Source organism: Corynebacterium sp. HMSC072A02 (genome assembly GCF_001810085.1).
Classification (GTDB): Bacteria; Actinomycetota; Actinomycetes; order Mycobacteriales; family Mycobacteriaceae; genus Corynebacterium; species Corynebacterium hesseae.
Window position 1 is genome coordinate 18249 of the sequence record NZ_KV799830.1, and the last position, 20361, is coordinate 38609.

The following is a 20361-nucleotide window of genomic DNA, read 5'->3' on the forward strand; positions in this document are numbered from 1 at the left end:
TTAGGCTAGCCCCCGCGTCGTGGCCAAGGGAGCCATCTGGCCCTGGATGGCGGCGGTCATGCGGATGACGTCGAGAGTCGGGGCCACCTCATGGACGCGAAAGGCCGCCACGCCCCGTGCCGCCGACCATGCCGTCGCTGCCAGCGTGCCTGCGACGCGCTGGTCCACGGCGCGGTCGAGGGTCTCCCCCACAAAGTCCTTGTTCGACAATGCCATGAGCACCGGCCAGCCGGTCGCCACGATCTCGTCGATGCGCCGCAGCAGCTCCAAGCCGTGGAAGGTGTTTTTGCCGAAGTCGTGCGTAGGGTCGATAAACGTCAGCTCCTCCGGGCAACCGAGGTCGGCCGCTCGCTCGGCTAGCCGCGTGGTCTCGCTGATGACATCGGCAACAACGTCATCGAAGTGCACGCGGTGCGGGCGGGTGCGCGGGGTGACGCCACCGGTGTGCGAGCACACGTAGCCTACCTTGTGGTGGCCAGCCACCTCGATGAGCTCTGGGTCCCAGCCGGCCCACGTGTCATTGACCAGACCGGCACCCGCAGCGATCGCGGCATCTGCTACCTCAGCGCGCCACGTGTCCACGGAAATCAGCGCCTCTGGGCGGCGGCGGTGCAGCTCCGCGATGGTGGGCACGACGCGCTCGATTTCCTCGGCGGCGTCGACATGCTGACCCGGGCCGGCCTTGACGCCTCCGATGTCGATGATGGAGGCGCCGTCGTCAAGCGCTTGCTCCGCGCGCTGGATTGCTGGGTCGAGCTCGAAGGTGGCGCCCTTGTCGTAGAAGGAGTCTGGGGTGCGGTTCACAATCGCCATGACCCGCGCGAGGTTGTGCGCTTGGGTCACTTGCTCTCCTGCTCCCGCAGGCGCTTGTCCGACATGACCTTGTGCGCGGCCAGGATGTGGGCGACGGCTTCATCGATATCGTCGGTAACCAGGAAGAGATCGAGGTCCTCGGCGCTGATGAACCCGCCCTCGGCCAGGGTCTTCTTCATCCACTCCACCAGTCCGGACCAGTATTCAGTACCCATGAGCACGATGGGATAGTTGGTCACCTTGCCAGTTTGGACCATGCACATGACCTCGAAGAATTCATCCATGGTGCCCATGCCGCCGGGAAGACAGATGAAGGCCTGGGAGTACTTGAGGAACATGGTCTTGCGGGCGAAGAAATAGCGGAAGTTAAGCCCCAGATCCACGTAGGGGTTCAGGCCCTGCTCGTGCGGAAGCTCGATGCCCAAGCCCACAGACAACCCTCCGGCCTCGTGCGCGCCGCGGTTGGCCGCCTCCATGATGCCGGGGCCACCGCCGGTGATGACGGCATACTTAGCCTCCACGAGGCGGCGCCCCAAGGCCACACCTAGCTGGTAGTTCGGATCCTCCTCCGGGGTGCGAGCGGAACCGAAGACGGTCACCGCCTTGGGCAGCTTGGCCAGGGCGTCGAAACCATCCACGAACTCGCCTTGGATGCGCAGGACGCGCCAGGGATCGGCGTGCTGCCATTCGTGATCCGCGCCGGACTGCAGCAGGCGCTGGTCAAAGGTGGAGGACTGCTCTCCAGCAGTACGCACGAGAAGTGGTCCGCGCAGAGTGCGCAGTTGCTCAGGCGTCATGGTGGTCTTATCCCTTCAGGTAGTTCAAGAGTGCGGTCGAGACTTCGGTGATCTGGGTGACGGGCACTTGCTCGTCCTTCTTGTGGGCAAAGCCCGGGTCACCAGCGCCGAAGTTGACGGCTGGGGTCCCCATCTCGGAAAAGCGGGCCACGTCGGTCCAACCATACTTGGCGCGGACGTTGCCGCCGACGGCGTCGACAAGCGCGCGTGCCGCCGGCTGGCCCAGGCCGGGCAGGGCGGCGCCGGCGATGTCATCGACCTCCACGGTGATGTTCTCGTGTTCGCCGAGGACCTCCATCAGGTGCGCCAGCGCCTCCTCGGAGCTGCGGTCCGGGGCGAAGCGAAAGTTGACGAACATCCAGGCCTCATCCGGGATGGTGTTGGTGGCCACGCCGGATTCGAGGTGGACGATGTTGAGGCCCTCCTTGTAGGTGCAGCCGTCAATCTCCACATCGCGCGGCTGGTAATTGGCCACGTTGAGCATCACCGGCACCAAGGTGTGGGCGGCGTTGGAGCCCAGCCAGGCGCGGGCCGAGTGCGCGCGGGTCCCGTGGGCGGTAACGCGCACGCGAATGGTGCCCTGGCAGCCGGCCTCGATCATGGCGCCGGAAGGCTCCCCCAGCAGAGCGAGGGCCCCCTTCAGCCATTCCGGGTGATCCTTTTGCAGGTGGCCCAGGCCGTTGAACTCGGTGGCAACCTCCTCGCCCTCGTAGGCGATGACGGTGAGATCGTGCTTCAGCTCGTCGGAGTTATATAGCTGCGCAAAAGCGTTGAGGTAGACGGCCATGCCCGACTTCATGTCCACGGTGCCGCAGCCATACATGATCTCCCCGTCCTCCGACATGGTGTGGGGGACGTTATCGGCCAGAGGAACGGTATCGATGTGGCCGGCTAGGACCACGCGGCTTTCAAAACCCCGGTTCGTCCGGGCACACACGGTGTTGCCATAGCGTTGCACCTCCACCGTGTCCTGGTCCAGATCGCGCAGGGCCTCCTCGACGGCGTCGGCGATCGCCTCTTCGTGATGGGAAGGGCTCGGGATATCCACCAGGGCCTTAGTGAGCTCGATGGGATCGGAGAAGAGATTTAAAGTCACAACCCGCCATGCTAGCGCCCCCGGATGCTCAGCGCATTGCGTAAAGTACTTCCCATTACAAACAATCAATAGCGTTGAAGGTGATCACCCTATGGCAGCGGCCACACAACTTAAAACCCGCCACCTCACCATGATGGGTCTCGGATCCGCGGTGGGTGCGGGGCTCTTCCTGGGCGTGGGCCTAGGCATTCAGGTGTCCGGCACCTCCGTTCTCATCTCCTATGCGGTAGCTGGCGCGCTCATCGCCTTGGTGATGTGGATGCTCGGAGAGATGGCCGCCGCACGCCCTTCGCTGGGCGCGTTCTCCACTTATGCAGGACAGGCTTTTGGGCCGTGGGCGCGGTTCACTCTGGGCTGGATTTACTGGTTCATGCTGGTCATGGTGATGGGCGCGGAGATTACCGGTGCTGCGGCCATTATCTCGAATTGGTTCGGGGTCGATCCGTGGATACCGGCTTTGGTGGCTGTGGTGTTCTTCGCCGTGGTCAACTTTGCCGCCGTGGGCGGCTTCGGCGAATTCGAGTTCTGGTTCGCCATCATCAAGGTAGCCACGATTGTGGCCTTCCTCGGAGTCGGTGTGCTCATGGCGCTGGGAATCCTGCCCGGAATGGACCTCTCCTTGGCAGGTCATAACTTCACAGAGAACTTCCTGCCCAACGGCGGCCCCGGTTTTGCTGCCGGCCTACTCGCCGTGGCTTTCGCTTTCGGTGGCATCGAGCTGGTCACCATTGCCGCCGCCGAGTCCGAGGATCCAGCGCACAACGTCGCCACTGCGGTGCGCGCCATCATCGTGCGCATCATGGTCTTCTACATCGGTTCCATCCTGGTTATCACGCTGGCATTGCCTTTCAGCTCCATCCAGGACGCCGACGTCGCCGCGGACTCGCCCTTCACGCTGGTCCTCGCCGCCGCGAAAATCCCCTTCGCTGCGGGATTCATGGAAGCCATCATCGCCCTAGCGCTGCTCTCTGCCTTCAACGCACAGATCTACGCCACCTCCCGTCTGGTCTATGACATGGCGAAGGACCATAGCGCGCACCACATCTTCCTTCGGACGAACACCTCCGGTTCCCCCATTTTTGCGGTGGTGCTCTCCATCATCTTCGCCTTTGCATCGGTGGTGCTGCAGTACTGGAACCCGCCGGGATTGTTGGCCTTCCTCTTCAACGCGGTTGGCGGCTGCCTGCTGGTCATCTGGTGTTTCATCGTGGCCTCCTATATCAAGCTGCACCCACAGATGCAGGCCAACGGCGAGCTCACCACGCTGCGCGTCCCGGGCTTCCCGTGGCTGCCGTGGCTCACCGCCCTAGCGCTGGTCGGCCTCACAATTCTTATGCTTTTCGACGCCTCCGCCCGCAACCAAGTCCTCGCCGTCCTCATCCTGACCGTGGCCCTGGTTGTGATCTTTCACCTACTACCGGGTAACTCACGGCGCACGACAGAGGCGTAGCTGCTAGGGTGTGAGCCTATGACTTCAGCATCCGCACGCGGCCTGGCAACCATTACCCACGACGGCACCGTCCTGGACGTTTGGTTCCCAGCAGTTCACACCGATATTTCTGTAGACGCCAGCGGCACCGAGCGCTTGGAGGAGGTTCCGCAGCAATTCGCTGACCTGGTTGGCCCCGATGAGGAACGCGGCGTCGCCCGCATCGCCGTGGAGACTAAGATTGCGGACCTTGACGCAGCACCTGCCGATACCTACGACGCTTACCTGCGCCTGCACCTGCTCTCTCACCGCGCAGTCAAGCCTCACGGCCTGAACGTGGACGGGATCTTCGGCAAGCTGGCCAACGTGGTGTGGACCAACTACGGCCCCTGCGCGGTTGCCGATTTCCAGATGGTCCGCGGCCGCCTCGCTTCCCGCGGTCCGGTCGTTGTCTACTCCGTCGATAAGTTCCCGCGCATGGTGGACTACGTCGTCCCGTCCGGCGTGCGCATTGGCGATGCCGACCGAGTACGCCTAGGTGCCCACCTCGCCGAGGGCACGACCGTGATGCACGAGGGCTTCGTTAACTTCAACGCCGGCACCCTGGGCGCCTCCATGGTCGAGGGCCGCATCTCCGCGGGTGTCGTCGTGGGCAATGGTTCCGATATCGGCGGCGGCGCCTCCATCATGGGCACCCTCTCCGGCGGCGGCAAGGAGGTCATCTCCATCGGCGAGCGCTGCCTGCTCGGTGCGAACTCGGGTGTGGGCATTTCGCTTGGCGACGACTCCGTCGTCGAAGCCGGCCTCTACGTCACCGCCGGCACCAAGATTGCGGTCTTTGGCAAGATTGCTCAGGCCCTGGGTCTGTCCGAGGGCGAGACTGTCAAGGGCTCTAAGCTCTCCGGCGTCTCCGGCGTTCTGCTGCGCCGCAACTCCGTCACCGGCGCCGTCGAGGCCGTGGACTGGAAGTCTGAGGCTGTGGCCCTCAACGAGGATCTGCACAAGAACTAAGCGCTGTTGCTTGAGGCCCCCGTTTCTGCGGGGGCCTTTCGCGATCGTGGACTTAAGCCCTCCGCATTGTGCACAAGCGCTATAAAATGGCCCCTTTATGCCCAAACGCCTTGGCAGCTGCCTACAATGCTAAAGGTGACTGCTCAAAACGATTCCTCTCCTAGCTCACTCGGCAGCGGCTTGAAAGTCCGCCACCTGACCATGATGGGGCTGGGCTCCACTATCGGTGCCGGTCTTTTCCTAGGCACCGGCGTAGGTATTTCCGCCGCCGGTCCCGCGGTTCTCTTGGCCTACCTCATCGCTGGCTTCCTTGCCATCTTGGTCATGCAAATGCTCGGTGAGATGGGCACGGTCATCCCCGCTTCCGGTTCCTTCTCTGAATACGCCGAGCACGGAATCGGACGCTGGGCAGGCTTCACACAAGGCTGGATTTATTGGCTTGCCACCGTCGCCGTCCTCGGCGCGGAAATTACGGGCGCTGCTGGTTTCATCGGCGCATGGTTCGACTGCCCGCCGTGGATCCCCGCGGCCATCTGCGTGGCGCTCTTTGGCACCATCAACCTCTTGCGTGTGCGCTTGTTCGGCGAGTTCGAGTACTGGTTCGCCTTCATTAAGGTCGCTGTCATCATTGCCTTCCTTGTCATCGGTGCGCTGCTGATCTTCGGGCTGCTTCCTGGCCACACCTTCATCGGGACGTCCGTCTTCCTTGCCGACGGCTTCATGCCCAACGGCCTCGGCGGCGTGGCCGCCGGCCTGCTCGCCGTGGCCTTTGCTTTCGGCGGCATCGAGGTCGTCGCCATTGCCGCGGCGGAATCCGAGGACCCCGAGAAGTCCCTTGTCAACGCGGTGCGCACCACCATTACTCGCATTTCGGTCTTCTACTTGGGCTCCGTCCTCGTCATCACCTTCCTCCTGCCCTACTCTTCGCTCGGCTCCGCGCAGTCTGCCGCCGAGTCTCCGTTCACGATGGTCTTGGACCGGGCTGGAATCCCTGGTGCTGCGGCCATCATGGAAGTGGTCATCGTGCTCGCGCTACTCTCCGCGTTCAACGCGCAGATCTACGCCTCCTCCCGCATGATGCACTCGCTGGCCTCCCGAGGTGAGGCGCCCAAGCTCTTCGCTGCAACAGATCGCCGCGGCGTGCCAACCGCCGCCATTGCGCTGTCCGTGGTGCTCTCCGCGGTCATGGTTGTTCTCAACTATGCGGATACCGGATGGCTACTCTCCTTCATGCTGAACGCCGCTGGTGCTTCGCTGCTCATCGTGTGGGTCTTCATTGCAGTGAGCCAGTTGCGCCTGCGCCCGCAGCTCGAGGCCATCCACCCGCTGCCGGTCCGCATGTGGGCCTACCCCTACCTCACGTGGTTCGCGCTGGCATTGTTTGCAGCTATTGCGGTGCTCATGCTTAGCGACGCCTCCGCCCGCATCCAGCTCTACTCCGCCGCCGCCATGTTCGCTGTGCTCGCTGTCGCGGGCGTGATCAACGCTAAGGCCCGCGGAATCTCCCCGACCGCTCGCCTGCCCCTACCAACAGCCGAGGAGCTGAAGGCCCGCTAGCCGCCCCTCCCGCTGCCACTCCACTCCCTTCGCGTCCCTTCCTCACTCCTCCTCGCAGCCACCTCACTCCCTTCGCGCTCACCGGCGCACTGCGTAGCACCGTATCTCCGCTCCCTGTGGCCGCCAAGGGCATGCCGCATGAGCTGTCACCCCAGCAAGCGCCCTTCGCGCTCACCAACGAAGGGCGGACAATGACAGGCGCCTGCCCCGTGAGCGCAAAAGGTAGGTGGACCCGAACGGCGCTCGATGCAATTCCCAACCTCACCGATGCAATTCCCGACCAAGCCTATGCCCTTCGCGGTCACCGCCGAAAGCTCTAGCAGCTAATCAGCGAGCCCGGTGAGCGCCAAGGGCGCGGAGGGATTTAAGGGGCTGTGTTGGTCGACAACGCCGAATCGATGCGGCGATCCGAACACTGCAAAGCCCAAACGATAGGGAATGCGCTAGACAGGAAGACGACGCGTCAACATAAACCCTCAGAATCTGGCTTTGAGGCAGGGTTATCCACAGGCGGAGAATTGACTATCGACTCGTCGCCAAGCACTGCATACCTTGAGTTTCATGAAGGCATGGACTACCGCAGAGCTGCGCGAGATGGGGTTGAGCAAGGAGGCAATCCGGCGGAAGCTTCGCGCGGGAAAGCTGTTTCGCGTGCATCGGGGGATTTATAGCGATGAGTGGTCGCCGTTAGCTGTGGCACAAGCTCTGGCTCACGGGCTGAGTCGAATACATTTCACGGGTAAGACCGCGCAGGAGATTCACTTGGGGCGGAATTTGACGTTTCCGCTGGAGGCCGAGGGGCCACGAACGCTCAAGGGGAAGAACTTTCGGGTGACGCATTCGCGGCTTTCGGCCACAACCCTGGTCAACGGACTTCCGGTCATTCAGGTTCTCTGGGCGGCGCGGCGAATAGCCGCAGCGTGTGGTCAATTGCTGGAAGAGCATTATCGCGGCAAGACGGGCCCTGAGCGCTTAGACAACGACCGGCGGAGAATGCGTCGGATTCCCCGGCGTCTAAAGGAGGCTATTCGCCACACACCCATCGGCGCGGACAGTGTGCCGGAGCGCCAACTCAGTCGAAGACTGCGCACGACCGGAATCTTCCCTGAACACAATGCGCTCATCGCGGGCTACCGCTTTGACTTGAAGATTGGCAAGCTCATCGTCGAAGTCGACGGTTGGGAATACCACAAGGATGGCAGGGCTTTTCAAGCAGACCGTACGAAGCAGAATGCGGCCGTGGCACATGGATATACGGTTTTGCGCTTTACTGCCGACGATATCCGCTACCACCTCGATGATGCCTTTTTGCTTATCAAAGCGACTCTTGAGCTGCTCAAAGGGCGAAATCCCAAGCTCCCTTCTGCCGCGACCCAGCCTTATTGGACTTGGCACTTATGCATGCAAACATTGCCATCATGACAAGTTTGCTTTACACTAAGGCATGTAAGCGTTACACACCGTAAAGGAGACCAGATGGCCGAGCACCAGAACATGGTTCGCAAATGGCGGCGCTGGCTCGAGATGTCTCAAGCTGACCTTGCTGAAAGAGCCGGAGTTTCCCGCCAAACTATCGCCAATATCGAACGCGGCAACTACTCTCCCTCCGTCTACCTAGCGCTAGACATCTGCCGCGAACTAGGAAAAACCGTCGAAGAAGTCTTTGGAGATGAACAACATGATTAACGCCCTGGCCAACTACACCCTCAACGAGATCGAGCGCGCCTCCCGCGACGAATACGAACGCGAGACTTTCTACAAGGCGTATGCCATCAGCGCTACCCCGAAACTCTTCCTCGAGCTTGTCGCCGCAGCCATCCTCGCCTGGGTCCTCCCTGGTCAGATGAGCATGCTGTGCTTCCTCGCCATCGCACCGTCTATCATCGGCAATCTCTTCGGCACGGCGTGGCTGCGCAAACGAGTCGCTACCCCATCTGTTGGCCGTAATTGGTCCGCCATGGCCGTCTACCTCATCCCGCTCATTGTGATGTTCGTCGGAATTGCCCATAACGCTTACGCACCGGACTCCACCTCCTACTTGGTTGGCGCTGGGGCTGGCGTGACCGCCGCCATCATCTTCACGCCATTCCTTCGCCGCCGCCAGCACCAACGCGACCAAGAGCGCCTCGACGCCGAGCTCGACGACTAGGCAGCTCTTCCCCGCCCACCTTCCTCCATCCCGCCCTTCGCACTCACCGCGGACGGCGGGTTCCTCTATTTTGCAGGCGCCGGTGAGCGCCAAGGGAGAATAGGGCCACGCCGAACCAAGCTCCGAAGTGCATCTCACCCCGCCATCTCACCGGTCAAACCGCTAACACGCCCTTTCGCGCCCACCGGTAGCAGTAGCTACCGAATTTATTGGACGCCCGTGAGCGCGAAGGAGGCATTTCCACCAATTACCCCTAAGCGCTCACCAGGGCGATGGAGCGCTTCCTCGCCGTGATTCTGGTAAGCGCGAAGGGAGCATGTGCTTGCCGACGCCCCCTTCCCGCTCACCGCGACATGAAAAAGGCCCCGCCGGCCGACGCTGGTGAGCGCGAAGGGTTGGGCGGGGCGAAGGGTCGATAATTAAGCCGGTTCGGTCTCGTGGACCACGACCGGCGCCTTGGGCTTCGAGCGGAAGGTCCACAGCTTGTTGAAGATGAAGTTAATCGGCATGGCTACCACGATTGAGATGGCATTGGCCCAGTAATACATCGTGCGGAAGCCCGTGGAGTCATTGAAAATATCGGGCGGCAGTTGCAACGGCGAGGTCGGATTCATCAGCAAGTACTGCACAGCAAGAGTCACCAAATACGCGCCAATGCCCGTAATGAGGAACGGGAAGAAACCCCGCAACCACGAGACTTTGCTAACGGATTTAAAAGTCCACATGCGGTTGAGCTGGTAATTCCACGTATTCGCAACGAGGAAGGCGATGGTGGAAAAGAGCATGAACCAGCGCACGTGAAACTGGGTGCCGAAGAGGTTGAACATCGCGTCATGCGGCGTAGCGCCGAACCAAGCCAACCCACACTTTGCGGCCAGGATTGAAACTGCAATATTGACCAACGCGCCCGAACCGCCAACCAGACCGAACTTAATGAACTGGCCAAAATTCGAGGCAAAGCGAGCAAAGCTCAGATCCGCCATGGACACGCCCTTCGTACAAAATGCTCAATTATGATGAATAAAACTTCATTTGAGTTTAGTCGTTCAATCAGCACAAACTAAAACGCACGCTGCATTAGCGCCCAATCTCACAGCTTGAACTCACGCTTGCGGCCGGTAACTGGATCGCTAAAACTCAAAGCGACATGGGAAAGCAGCAGCGGCGTGGAGAAATCATAAAGATCCAAGCCTCGATCCACGGGATAAGTATCATCCCCCACAATCGGATGTCCCAGGTGGTTAAGTACCACGCGGATCTGGTGGGTATGGCCGGTGAGCGGCCATACATCGGCAGTCGTTCCACTAGCACGCACGCGGGTCACCGTAGGCGTACCGGTGGAATCCACGAGGACCTGACGTTCACCACGCACGCGCCGCATCCCCAGCCGTACAGTGCCGTCGAAGGAGAAGGGCGCGGCCACCTGAGCCCGGTAGTGCTTCACCACCGCACGCTCCTGAAAGAGTTGCTGATACGCAGCGCGCGTGCGGGGATTGCGCGAGCACAGCACCAACCCCGAAGTCAACCGGTCCAGCCGCTGCAGCGGCACGATGGAGTCCTCATTAAAGTCCACGCGCAAGCGTGTCTGGAGCGTCTCGCGGACGATGCGACCATTCGACGTCGTGGGTAAGAAGTGCGGCTTGTCCGCGACTATCAGGTCCCCGTCCTCATATACCACCCGGTAATCAAAGGGAATGGGCTCTTCGGAAGGTACCGAGGGGTGATACCACGCCAGCGTAGGGCCAGGCAACACCGTGCCGGGCTCCAAGCGAGTGCCAGGAGAAAACGCGGAATCGCCCGCCTCACCTGCCCAATAGGTAGGTGTGGCGGGCACAGTGCCGGTGAGCATCACCTTGCGCGGGCTAATCCCCTCCCGCGCCGGCGGGCGAAAAGCCACTTACTCAGCCAAGCGCGCGACGGCCGCTGCAATGCGCTCGTCCGTACCGTTGAGGCCAATGCGCACGAACTGCTCGCCCGCTGGGCCATAGAAATCACCCGGTGCAACGAGGATGCCGCGCTCGGCCAGCCAGTCGACGGTCTCGCGGCAGTTCTCACCGCGCGTTGCCCACAGGTAGAGCCCAGCCTCGGAGTGCTCGATCCTAAAACCAGCTCCGGTCAGCGCCCGCATGAGATCCACACGGCGCGCGGCGTAGCGTTGGCGCTGGAGGGCTTCGGAGGGGTCGTCGTCAAGCGCGGCAACCATCGCCGCCTGGATGGGGCCCGGAACAATGAGCCCCGCGTGCTTACGCAGCTCCAGCAGCTCGGCGATGAGCTTGGCATCGCCCGCAAAGAAACCGGCGCGATAGGAGGCCATGTTCGCGCTCTTGGACAGCGAATGCATGGCGATAAGCCCGGTATTGTCGCCATCGGTCACGCGCGGGTCCAAGATGGACACCGGCGGGTTCTCATCATCCCAACCCAAGCCCATGTAGCACTCGTCCGAGGCCACGATGGCATTGTTCACGCGCGCCCAAGCGACGATCTCGCGCAGCTTCTCGACGCCCAGCACCCTGCCCGTCGGATTCGACGGCGAGTTGATGAACACGAGCGACGCATCCTGGAAATCCTCGTCGGCGCGCAACGGCTTAGCACCGGCCAAGAGCGCACCGACTTCATAGGTGGGATAAGCCACCGTCGGGAAAGCCACGGTCTCACCGCGCATGCCCAGCAAGGTGGGCAGCCAGGCGATGGCCTCCTTGGTGCCGATGACCGGCAGCACCGCGTCCACGTTCATGGTGTAGCGGCGCTCAAGTGCCTTCGCGATGGCCTCGCGCAGCTCCGGAGTGCCCTGAGTCTGCGGATAGCCGGGAGCCTCGGCCGCTGCGGACAGCGCTAACTGCACGCCAGGGGCAACTGGATCAACGGGATTGCCCACCGATAGGTCAACGATCCCGTCCGGATGCGCCTGGGCTTTCTTCTTGGCACCGGCAAGCGAGTTCCACGGAAAATCCGGAAGCGTGCGTCCAAGCGGCGTGCGGCTCATACTCTACTCCTGGTTCTGGGGTGGGAGCTTAGCGATCATCGGGACGTCAAAGTCCTGCGGTCCAAGTGCTGCTGCGCCACCCGGAGAGCCGAGATCATCAAAGAAGGCAGCGTTGGCGTCGTTGTAGTCCAACCACTCATCCGGGACGTCATCCTCGTAGAAGATGGCCTCCACCGGGCAAGCCGGCTCGCAGGCGCCGCAGTCCACGCACTCGTCTGGGTGGATGTAGAGCATGCGCTTGCCCTCGTAGATGCAGTCGACCGGGCACTCTTCAACGCAGCCGCGGTCCATCACGTCGACGCAGGGCTGCGCGATGGTGTAAGTCATAAGGTGTTTAAACTCCTGTGTGTCACGGGTTTTCTACGAATAACAGTATGCTACTCCGAGGCGAAAAATGGCCAAACGCTGCCCGCGATTCCCGCGGCGAACAGCAGCAGGCTGAGAATATTATTGGCCAGCAGGCTGCCCTCCCCGAAGGCGGCTCCCAGCATGAACGCGAGAAAACCTGCGACCCAGGCCAGTCCTGGCACGCCTGCGATGTAGGGATTCTCGCTCCACAGACGCGCTGTGCGAGTCAACACCCCGTTGAACCAGAAGGCGATGAGGATGGTGATGGGAAAGGCCACGCTGGCCCCGTCAAACCACGGCACCCGGGCGGTAAGGTAGACCACCTCGAGCGTCAGCGAGCAGAGCGCTCCCACGACCAGCCACACCAGGCCACCTATTTGCTCGCCGCGAGAGAAGTCTGTGCGAATGGCGCGCTCGGTCACTTCTCCCCCAGCAATGAGTCCTGCGGCTCTCCCTGACCAAGCTGGTAGAACTCCTGGCGCAGCAGCGGCATCGTGAGCAGATTGGACAAGGCATAAGCGGCGGGGACTTGGGCGGGGTCCTGAAGTCCCGCCTGGGCGGAGTAGGGGTTGACGGTGGTGAGGGAGCCGTCGGCAAGCCAGATCTGCGTGGCGTGCGCCAGCATGGCTGCGCGCTTGGCAGCACGTGCCGCGTCGCGAAGTTCATAGGTCACGTCACAGCCGGCGTTGGTGAAGTTGTCCAGGTACGCCTTGTCCGGCAGGCTCCAGCCTTCGGGCGGCGTGATGACCTCCAGACCCCGATAGTGCGCCGCGCGCTCGAAGACCGCCCACCAAATGCGCTGCTCTGGTGCGGCGGCCGCATGCACAGCCTTGTGCACCGCGATGTGGTCTGGGTGACCGTAGCCGCCGTCCGGGCCATAAGTCAGCACCGCGTGCGGACGCAGTTGTTCAAGGCGGCCGCGCAACAGGTCTGCTGCTTCCTCCACACGGTTGACCAGGGCCCGCGGGTGATCATGGGCGGCGGAACCTTCCATCCCGGAGTCGCGAAAATGCCCGAAGCCGCCTAGCTGGATGCCATCAACGCCTAATGCGTCGAGCGCGTGCTTAAGCTCCCAAGCGCGGAACCCTCCCAGCTGATCTGTTTCCGCGAGGCCTTGGTAGGGCTCACCGATGATTTCGCCCTCCTCCCCCAGCGTCGCGGTAATCACGGTGACCTCCGCACCGCGCGCGGACAAGTCCGCCAACGTGCCGCCTGTAAAGAGCACCTCATCATCCGGGTGCGCGTGAACGGCCACGACACGGTAGCCGGTGAGATCCTTATTCATCGTCTTTCCTCCACTGCGGTGCACTAATCAGACCGGAGTCCCAGTCCTTGATGCTTTGTCCGGGGCCAACAATACCCTTGCCCAAAGCGTGGATTCGCACCTCATTAAGCAACGGGACGAAGAGAACTTCTTCTTTGTTGAGGTGCTCCACCTGCTCTTGAGCCGCTGCGGAGTCGAGCTTTCCCGACAAAATATCGGTAGCAGTCTTCGCGGACTCTTCAGGGCAGAACCCCGACTGCGTTGCCGCAGGCCGTGTGGGCGTTGCACACACGAAGTAGTTAGCCAGACTCAGCGCATCGATGCCGTTTTCGTCCCACGCCACCACGGCATCTACCTTGCCAGCCGGGAGCAAGTCAGAAGTTATGGTAGCCGGGCGTTCGGTGACGACCTCCGCGTCGATGGCCTTGGCTTGCAGCACGTCCACGATGGTGGTGGCCGCAGCCAGGGCAGTTGGATTGAGGGGATCCGCGGCGATGCGCACGGGTTTGCGGCCCGCACGCTCACGCAGCGGGGCAAGTTCTGCGTTGCTATCGAAGGGATTCTCCCCCGGTTCGAGCTCCGAAGCGCGGCCGGTGGCAAGCCGGGCCAGCTGGTCGGTGTTGAGCAGCGAAGCCAAGGCGCGGCGTTGCGGCTGTTCCTCGAGTGCGCCCTCGGCGGCCGACATCTCCAGGCGGAGCTGACGCTGCCGGGTCACCACACCGGTATTGACGTTGCTGAGCAGGCTCAGATTCTCCAGGGTGGTCTGCTGCGGGGTGAAGTCAGCAAACCCAATCTGGTGCGAGCGCAGCATGTTCACCGCCTGTGCGGTATCGCGCACAGCGCGCAATTGGATCACGTCGATATGTGCGGGATCCTCTCCCCAGAACCGGTCATTGCGGTTAAGCGTGATAATCCCTCGCCCGCGGTCCATCCCCTCGACGAGGTAACGTCCAGCAGAGGCTGGGATACCCTCAGCTAAGGCCGAGGTGAAGTCCTTGTCCTCCAGCACATGGGAGGGCAATAGGTGGGCAAAGAGCTTATGCCAGTCCTCCACGCGGTGGTCGAAGTCCACGGTGACCACTCGCCCATTACCGGAAGTCCGCACGGCCGAAATTGCCCGGTAACCGGACACGTTTTTAGCGCCCGGAGTGCGCGTGATCTGGGACCACAAGTAATTGAAGTCAGAGCCACTGATCGGCGTCCCATCGGACCATTGCGCTGGCGCGGCGATGGTGTAGCGCACCCGCATGGCAATACTGCCCGGAGCGTCGATTTCCTCGGCGGATTCGAGGACATCCGTGTCCATCTGGTCCCCGTGGAAGGCCGAGGGCAGCACTAGCTCAGCGATTTGGTTGACCAGTTCCGAATTATTCGCCACGAGGTGCGGGTTGAGCCCGCCGCGCAGCGGGTCCACCCCAATGGCCACGGTGCTGCGCTTCGGCAGTGCGTCTTCCTTGGGTGCTGCCTCCGGCGGCGGAGTGGTGATGCTTGAGTTCGTGGGCGTGGCGCTGCGATCTTCCTCGTCCACAACCGGCGGCGGCCCGGGGTTGGCTTGGCATGCAGTCAGCACGGCGGCTGCGAGAATGACTCCGAGCCGGGGCAGGAAACGGTCCACTCCACACAACCTTTACGTCCGGAAAACTCTTCCGCGCTATTTTAATACCCCGGGGCAGGTGGTCCTAGCGGTGGGGCGCCGCTTGGCGACGCCCACAGCGGCCTACTTGTTGAGCTGCTTAGCGCGTGCGGCCGCGCGCTTGCGGTCGGTGGCAGACAGTTCAACCTTGCGCACGCGCAGGACCTTCGGGCCCACCTCGACGCACTCGTCGGTGCCACAGAACTCCAGAGCCTCGTCGAGGGACAGGGTCTTGGCCTTAGCCAGCGTGACGGTGGCGTCGGCGGTGGCGGAGCGCATGTTGGTCAGCTTCTTTTCCTTGGTGATGTTGATGTCCATATCCTCATCACGGTTGTTGGCACCGACGACCATGCCCTCATAGGCCTCCATGCCCGGCTCCACGAAGAAGTCACCGCGGTCCGCCAGCTGCTGCAGAGCATAAGCGGTGATCTGGCCGGAACGGTCGGCCACGAGCGAGCCGGTCGGGCGAGCCTTGATGTCTCCGGCCCACACGTCGAGACCATCGGAGATGGAGTTAGCGATACCGGAACCGCGGGTCTCCGTCAGGAACTGGGTGCGGAAACCGATCAGGCCGCGCGCTGGGACGCGGAAGACCATGCGCACCCAGTCGCCCTCGCGGACATCCATTGACTGCATCTGGCCCTTGCGGGAGGCCAGCAGCTGGGTGATAGCACCCTGGAATTCCGATGGGGAGTCGATGGTGAGCATCTCGTAGGGCTCCATGGTCTTTCCATCGATGACCTGGGTCACCACCTGTGGCTTGCCGACGGTCAGCTCGAAGCCCTCGCGGCGCATATTCTCGATGAGCACGGACAGTGCCATCTCGCCACGGCCCTGAACCTCCCAAGCATCGGGACGCTCAGTCGGCAGCACCTTGATGGAGACGTTACCGATGAGCTCCTGGTCCAAGCGGGCCTTGACCATGCGGGCGGTGAGCTTGTCGCCGCCGCCCTGGCCTGCCATCGGGGAGGTGTTCACGCCGATGGTCATGGAGATAGCCGGTTCGTCGACCTTAATGCGCGGCAGCGGCTTCGGATCCTCAACGTCGGCGATGGTGTCACCGATCATGATGTCGGAGATACCGGAGATGGCCACGATGTCGCCGGCGATGGCCTCGGTGTCCGGCTGGCGCTCGAAGCCGACGGTGCGCAGCAGCTCGGCCACCTTGACCTGCTTGACGTGCATCTCGCCCTCGTCGTCGTAGTGCATCCAGGCCACCTGCTGGCCCTTCTTGATGGTGCCGGAGTAGATGCGCAGCAGTGCGATACGACCCAGGAAGTCGTCGGAGTCCAGGTTGGTCACGTGGGCCTGCAGCGGGGCGTCGACCTTGGCAGAGGGCTCGGGGAGGACTTCGTAGATGACGTCGAAAAGCGCCTGCAGGTCGTCGGCGTTAGGAACGTTGCCGTCACCCGGGTTTTCGGTCGAGGCCTTGCCCTCGCGGCCGGAAGCGTAGAGAACCGGCAGGTCCAAGAGTTCCTCGGCGGCAGCGGCTGCTTCCTCATCTTCGAGGCCGGCAGCGATTTCCAGCAGAAGATCCTGCGCTTCGATGACAACCTCGTCGATACGGGCGTCGGGGCGGTCGGTCTTATTCACGCAGATGATGACCGGCAGCTTGGCTTCCAGTGCCTTGGTGAGCACGAAGCGGGTCTGCGGCAGGGGGCCTTCGGAGGCGTCGACAAGCAGCACGACGCCGTCCACCATGGAGATACCGCGCTCGACCTCGCCGCCGAAGTCGGCGTGGCCCGGGGTATCGATGACGTTGATGATGAGATCCCCGCCATCCTTGCCCAGGCCCTTGCGGTGGATGGCGGTATTCTTCGCCAGAATGGTGATGCCGCGCTCGCGCTCCTGATCATTGGAGTCCATGACGCGATCCGAGTGTTCGCCATGGTCGCCGAAAGCGCCGGACTGCTCCAGCATGCCGTTGACGAGGGTGGTTTTACCGTGGTCAACGTGCGCGACGATGGCTACGTTACGGAACTCAGTATTACTCACGTGTGGGGTGCTCCTTTAAAGCATGATGCGTTAGCGGTATGAACGGCCCTTAAATATACTCTCTAGCCCTTTCATGTGCAGCATCGCGCGCATCGCACGCATTAGCGCGCGATGTAACGAAACGATATCAACCGCCGACATACCGCACAGTAGGTCTCTATTTAGAGTTGACTACGCCAAAAAAGTGAATATTGTGGCAGCAGATACTATTGCGACGCATGTGATTTAGTTTCCTGCCGCCACGATCCCCTACCCAAACACAAGGATTTTCCATGGCCCTTTCCGAACAGCGCTCTTCCCGCTCCGCCCGCCGTGGCGTCGCTGGACTAACTGCTGCCGTGATGATGGGCTTCCTCAGCATCACGCCAGCACATGCCGGCGCCCCCGACCTCTCCTCGCTGGTGAACATTCCACAGAGCAGTAACCCGCTGGACAGCCTCGGCCGCCCCACCCCGGAGACGCAGGAGCGTGTTCGCGCTTTCGCGGCACAGCCATGGATCCCACAGGAGGCCCGCAGCGCCATCCTCACCGCCCTTAACTTCTCCGCCGGTGACGGCGGCGAAGGCGGTGTGGCCATGCCGGAGGGAAACAACCCCGGCTTCCGCCAGTTCTACTGGCCTACGGTCTCCGCGCAGTGCATCGGCGGGCAGGGCGATTCGGTGGGCTCCGCCATCGCCGTGCCTGGCCCGACCGATATGCCGGCCCCAGGCGCAGGCGAAGGAGAAACCGTCTTCCTCTTCACCGCGCTGGGCACCCCCACCGCCGCTGAGCAGCAGGGTGCCATGAGCGTCCAGTGGTTCAACCTGGATACCTTCCAGTTCGGCATCACTCCCCTGTTCAACAACGGCATCAACGCCGATGGGCCGACCACGGTCTCGGGCCGCGCAGCAACGGGCAAGGGCACCGTCGTGGCGGTCCTCTCCGGTGCGGTCAACACTGCTGAATCCTCGTGTTCTTTCCCACCTACCGCGGCTTACCTCGAGGTTAACTAATGAGCACTGACCTGCACCCAGTCAAGCAAGAAACCTTTAACACCACCGACAACATCAACGTCGACCCGAAAGGTTTTCAGCGGGAGGTAGACACCTACCGGGTCACCGACTTTGGCCTTTACATGGCCCGCGGCGCCAACCACCCGCGCTTCGGCTACCTTGAATCCTGGTTGCTCCCGGAGCTGGGCCTGCGCGCCAATATCTTCCACTTCCGCGAGGGCGTGGATGTCCACCAAGATTTCTACATCGACGTCGCTGATATCGACGTCGACGGTGATGTGTGGACTACCCGCGATCTTTATGTCGACTTGGTCTCCACCTCCGGCGAGCCGGTTGATGTGCTCGACATCGACGAGCTAGCCGCCGCAACCTCCAACGGCCTCATCAGCGCCGAGGAGGCCGAGCGCGCCATGGAGCGCACGCTTACCGCCGTCGAGGGCATCACGCGCTACGGCGATGACGCCATGAGCTGGCTGCGCACGCTGGGCATGGAACTTACCTGGGCAGAAAATGTGGAGCTCGTTCCTGCCGAGTAACCTAGGGTAAACACTTACCCCTACACCACAAGGAAGTGAGCCATGGCCGGTGGCCTTTTTGCCCTGCTTGATGACGTCGCCCTGATCGCCCGCTCCGCTGCCTCCAGCGTCGACGACGTAACAGCATTGGCCGGAAAGACCTCGGTGAAAGCAGCGGGAGTCGTCGTCGATGACGCCGCTGTCACGCCCCAATACGTCCAAGGCGTCAAACCGCAGCGTGAGCTGCCGATGATTTGGCGGATTACCAAGGGCTCGCTCATCAACAAGCTCGTCATCATCCTGCCGATTGCGCTCATCCTGTCGTGGATCGCTCCTTGGGCGCTCACCCCCATCCTCATGTGCGGCGGCACATACCTGTGCTTCGAGGGCGCGGAAAAGATTTTCCATGCTATCCTCCACCGCGGCGAGGAGGAGCAGACCGTAGAAGAAAAGGGCGCCGACGCCGAAGATTCTCTGGTCAAATCCGCGATCACCACGGACCTCATCCTCTCCGCCGAAATCATGGTGATCTCCCTCAACGAGGTCATGGACCAGCCCTTCTGGCTGCGCCTCGGCGCCTTGGTTGCCGTCGGCATTCTCTTGACCTTAGGTGTTTATGGCGCCGTCGGGCTCTTGGTCAAAATGGACGATATCGGCCTCGCCCTGCTCAAGCGCCATGATGGCGATTCGGCCGTGGGTACCGCCCTGGTCAAGGGCATGCCCATCGTGCTCAACATCATCGGCATCATCGGCACCGCCGCCATGTTGTGGGTCGGCGGCCACATCGTGGTCAAGGGCTTGAGCGAGTTCGGCGCTGAGCAGCCCTATGGCTTCATCCACCACGTGACCGAGAGCATCAACAATGGCGCGCTCGCCTGGTTGGCGGACACCGGCTTGTCCATGTTGTGCGGCTTTATTCTCGGCTCCGTTATCGTCACCATCATCATGGCGGTCAAGGCCACCGCGGAGCGCGTTAAATAAACATCGCGAGGGACACTGCCATGACCGCCATACCAGCGATGAGGCCGTAGATGGCGCAGTGGTGTTCGCCAGTCTCCTCCGCCGTGGGCAAAAGCTCATCCAGGGAGATGAACACCATGATTCCTGCGATGACGGCAAAGCTTATGCCAAACGTCATCGGGCCAATGAACGGCATGAGCAGAGCGAATCCGATAATGGCGCCGACAGGCTCAGCGAGCCCAGAAATCGTGGCCCACCAAAATGCCTTCGTGCGCGATCCCATGGCACTGCGCAAGGGAACCGCAACCGCAATACCTTCCGGAATGTTGTGGATGGCGATGGCCACCGCAACGGGGATCGCAATCTCGGGGGCTTCGAGGCCCGAAAGAAATGTGGCAAATCCCTCGGGGAAGTTGTGGATGGCCAGCGCGAAGGCGGTGAACATGCCGGTCTTCATCAGCCTCTTGCGGCGTGCTTCTTCCTCTGTCGTGGCCGGCTCGTGCGGGTTAATCTCCTCGGGAACGAGGCGGTCGATAATGGCGATGACCGCAATGCCGGCGAAGAACGCCGCCATCATCGTCCACGTGGCAGTGGCCTCTCCCCCAAGGGTGCTTTCCAGCTTCTCTAGGGACTGCGGCAGGATCTCCATAAAGGAGACGTAGAGCATCACGCCCGCAGACAACCCCAGGGCTGCGGCCATAAACTTCGGCCCGGGCTCGCGCTTGCCGACGGCCAGGGCGGCACCGATGGACGTCGACAAGCCAGACAACAGCACGAGGCTGAAACCTGACTTAGGCCAATTTAGTGCGGAAGTTCGCG

Annotated in this window: 21 protein-coding genes; 9 read left to right on the plus strand and 12 right to left on the minus strand. The window is 62.1% G+C overall.

Annotated elements, in window-relative coordinates:
* From folP to dapE, 3 genes are read right to left on the minus strand one after another with little or no spacing between them, the layout of a single operon-like run.
* Complete coding sequence (folP, locus tag HMPREF2698_RS03420) at positions 1-813, minus strand: dihydropteroate synthase (protein ID WP_186312172.1); 813 nt, start codon at positions 811-813, stop codon at positions 1-3.
* 26 nt (positions 814-839) lie between these two features.
* Positions 840-1610 (minus strand): LOG family protein, encoded by a 771-nt coding sequence (locus HMPREF2698_RS03425; protein ID WP_070530393.1) that lies wholly within the window; start codon positions 1608-1610, stop codon positions 840-842.
* A 7-nt stretch (positions 1611-1617) separates the two neighbouring features.
* The gene (dapE, locus tag HMPREF2698_RS03430) at positions 1618-2706 is read right to left on the minus strand and encodes a succinyl-diaminopimelate desuccinylase (protein WP_070562101.1); all 1089 of its coding nucleotides are present in this window, start codon (positions 2704-2706) and stop codon (positions 1618-1620) included.
* Between the two features lie 91 nt (positions 2707-2797).
* On the opposite strand from dapE, the gene HMPREF2698_RS03435 reads away from it, so the two are divergent.
* From HMPREF2698_RS03435 to HMPREF2698_RS03460, 6 genes are all read left to right on the plus strand, one after another.
* Positions 2798-4156: an amino acid permease gene (locus HMPREF2698_RS03435; protein WP_070524924.1), complete on the plus strand. Its 1359-nt coding sequence runs from the start codon at positions 2798-2800 to the stop codon at positions 4154-4156.
* An 18-nt stretch (positions 4157-4174) separates the two neighbouring features.
* Positions 4175-5146 (plus strand): 2,3,4,5-tetrahydropyridine-2,6-dicarboxylate N-succinyltransferase, encoded by a 972-nt coding sequence (dapD, locus tag HMPREF2698_RS03440; RefSeq protein ID WP_070562103.1) that lies wholly within the window; start codon positions 4175-4177, stop codon positions 5144-5146.
* A gap of 126 nt (positions 5147-5272) precedes the next feature.
* The gene (locus HMPREF2698_RS03445) at positions 5273-6703 is read left to right on the plus strand and encodes an amino acid permease (protein ID WP_070562105.1); all 1431 of its coding nucleotides are present in this window, start codon (positions 5273-5275) and stop codon (positions 6701-6703) included.
* A gap of 561 nt (positions 6704-7264) precedes the next feature.
* Positions 7265-8125, plus strand: a complete 861-nt coding sequence (locus tag HMPREF2698_RS03450; protein ID WP_070562107.1) for a type IV toxin-antitoxin system AbiEi family antitoxin domain-containing protein — start codon at positions 7265-7267, stop codon at positions 8123-8125.
* A 54-nt stretch (positions 8126-8179) separates the two neighbouring features.
* Positions 8180-8389, plus strand: coding sequence for a helix-turn-helix transcriptional regulator (locus tag HMPREF2698_RS13515; protein ID WP_070524916.1), 210 nt, complete (start codon positions 8180-8182; stop codon positions 8387-8389).
* Positions 8373-8852: a transcriptional regulator gene (locus HMPREF2698_RS03460; RefSeq protein WP_227485796.1), complete on the plus strand. Its 480-nt coding sequence runs from the start codon at positions 8373-8375 to the stop codon at positions 8850-8852. The genes HMPREF2698_RS13515 and HMPREF2698_RS03460 overlap by 17 nt, the downstream gene beginning before the upstream one ends.
* A 419-nt stretch (positions 8853-9271) precedes the next feature.
* On the opposite strand, the gene HMPREF2698_RS03465 is transcribed toward HMPREF2698_RS03460, so the two are convergent.
* The 8 genes from HMPREF2698_RS03465 to typA form a co-directional block, all read right to left on the minus strand.
* Positions 9272-9835 carry a GtrA family protein gene (locus HMPREF2698_RS03465; RefSeq protein ID WP_070524912.1) on the minus strand — a complete coding sequence of 188 codons (564 nt, stop codon included), beginning with the start codon at positions 9833-9835 and terminating at the stop codon, positions 9272-9274.
* A gap of 107 nt (positions 9836-9942) precedes the next feature.
* Positions 9943-10749 (minus strand): pseudouridine synthase, encoded by an 807-nt coding sequence (locus HMPREF2698_RS03470; RefSeq protein ID WP_070562112.1) that lies wholly within the window; start codon positions 10747-10749, stop codon positions 9943-9945.
* The gene (gene dapC, locus HMPREF2698_RS03475; protein ID WP_070562115.1) at positions 10750-11835 is read right to left on the minus strand and encodes a succinyldiaminopimelate transaminase; all 1086 of its coding nucleotides are present in this window, start codon (positions 11833-11835) and stop codon (positions 10750-10752) included.
* Between the two features lie 3 nt (positions 11836-11838).
* The gene (fdxA, locus tag HMPREF2698_RS03480) at positions 11839-12162 is read right to left on the minus strand and encodes a ferredoxin (protein ID WP_070524905.1); all 324 of its coding nucleotides are present in this window, start codon (positions 12160-12162) and stop codon (positions 11839-11841) included.
* A 50-nt stretch (positions 12163-12212) separates the two neighbouring features.
* A complete protein-coding gene (locus HMPREF2698_RS03485) occupies positions 12213-12605 on the minus strand; it encodes a hypothetical protein (RefSeq protein ID WP_070562118.1) in 393 nt (130 codons plus the stop codon).
* Positions 12602-13468, minus strand: a complete 867-nt coding sequence (locus HMPREF2698_RS03490; protein ID WP_070562121.1) for a PIG-L family deacetylase — start codon at positions 13466-13468, stop codon at positions 12602-12604. The genes HMPREF2698_RS03485 and HMPREF2698_RS03490 overlap by 4 nt, the downstream gene beginning before the upstream one ends.
* Complete coding sequence (locus HMPREF2698_RS03495; RefSeq protein WP_070562123.1) at positions 13461-15062, minus strand: ABC transporter family substrate-binding protein; 1602 nt, start codon at positions 15060-15062, stop codon at positions 13461-13463. The genes HMPREF2698_RS03490 and HMPREF2698_RS03495 overlap by 8 nt, the downstream gene beginning before the upstream one ends.
* A 102-nt stretch (positions 15063-15164) precedes the next feature.
* A complete protein-coding gene (gene typA, locus HMPREF2698_RS03500; protein ID WP_070562126.1) occupies positions 15165-17075 on the minus strand; it encodes a translational GTPase TypA in 1911 nt (636 codons plus the stop codon).
* Positions 17076-17347: 272 nt separating this feature from the next.
* Between typA and HMPREF2698_RS03505 the strand changes: the two genes are divergently transcribed.
* From HMPREF2698_RS03505 to HMPREF2698_RS03515, 3 genes are read left to right on the plus strand one after another with little or no spacing between them, the layout of a single operon-like run.
* Entirely contained in the window at positions 17348-18067 is a 720-nt protein-coding gene (locus HMPREF2698_RS03505) for an Rv1157c family protein (protein ID WP_070524895.1), read from the plus strand.
* Positions 18067-18603: a ribonuclease FAU-1 family protein gene (locus HMPREF2698_RS03510; protein ID WP_070530369.1), complete on the plus strand. Its 537-nt coding sequence runs from the start codon at positions 18067-18069 to the stop codon at positions 18601-18603. Before HMPREF2698_RS03505 ends, HMPREF2698_RS03510 begins: the two co-directional genes overlap by 1 nt.
* Before the next feature lie 42 nt (positions 18604-18645).
* A complete protein-coding gene (locus HMPREF2698_RS03515; protein ID WP_070562129.1) occupies positions 18646-19563 on the plus strand; it encodes a DUF808 domain-containing protein in 918 nt (305 codons plus the stop codon).
* On the opposite strand, the gene zupT is transcribed toward HMPREF2698_RS03515, so the two are convergent.
* Entirely contained in the window at positions 19556-20317 is a 762-nt protein-coding gene (gene zupT, locus HMPREF2698_RS03520) for a zinc transporter ZupT (protein ID WP_070562132.1), read from the minus strand. The genes HMPREF2698_RS03515 and zupT overlap by 8 nt on opposite strands.
* Positions 20318-20361: the final 44 nt, after the last annotated feature.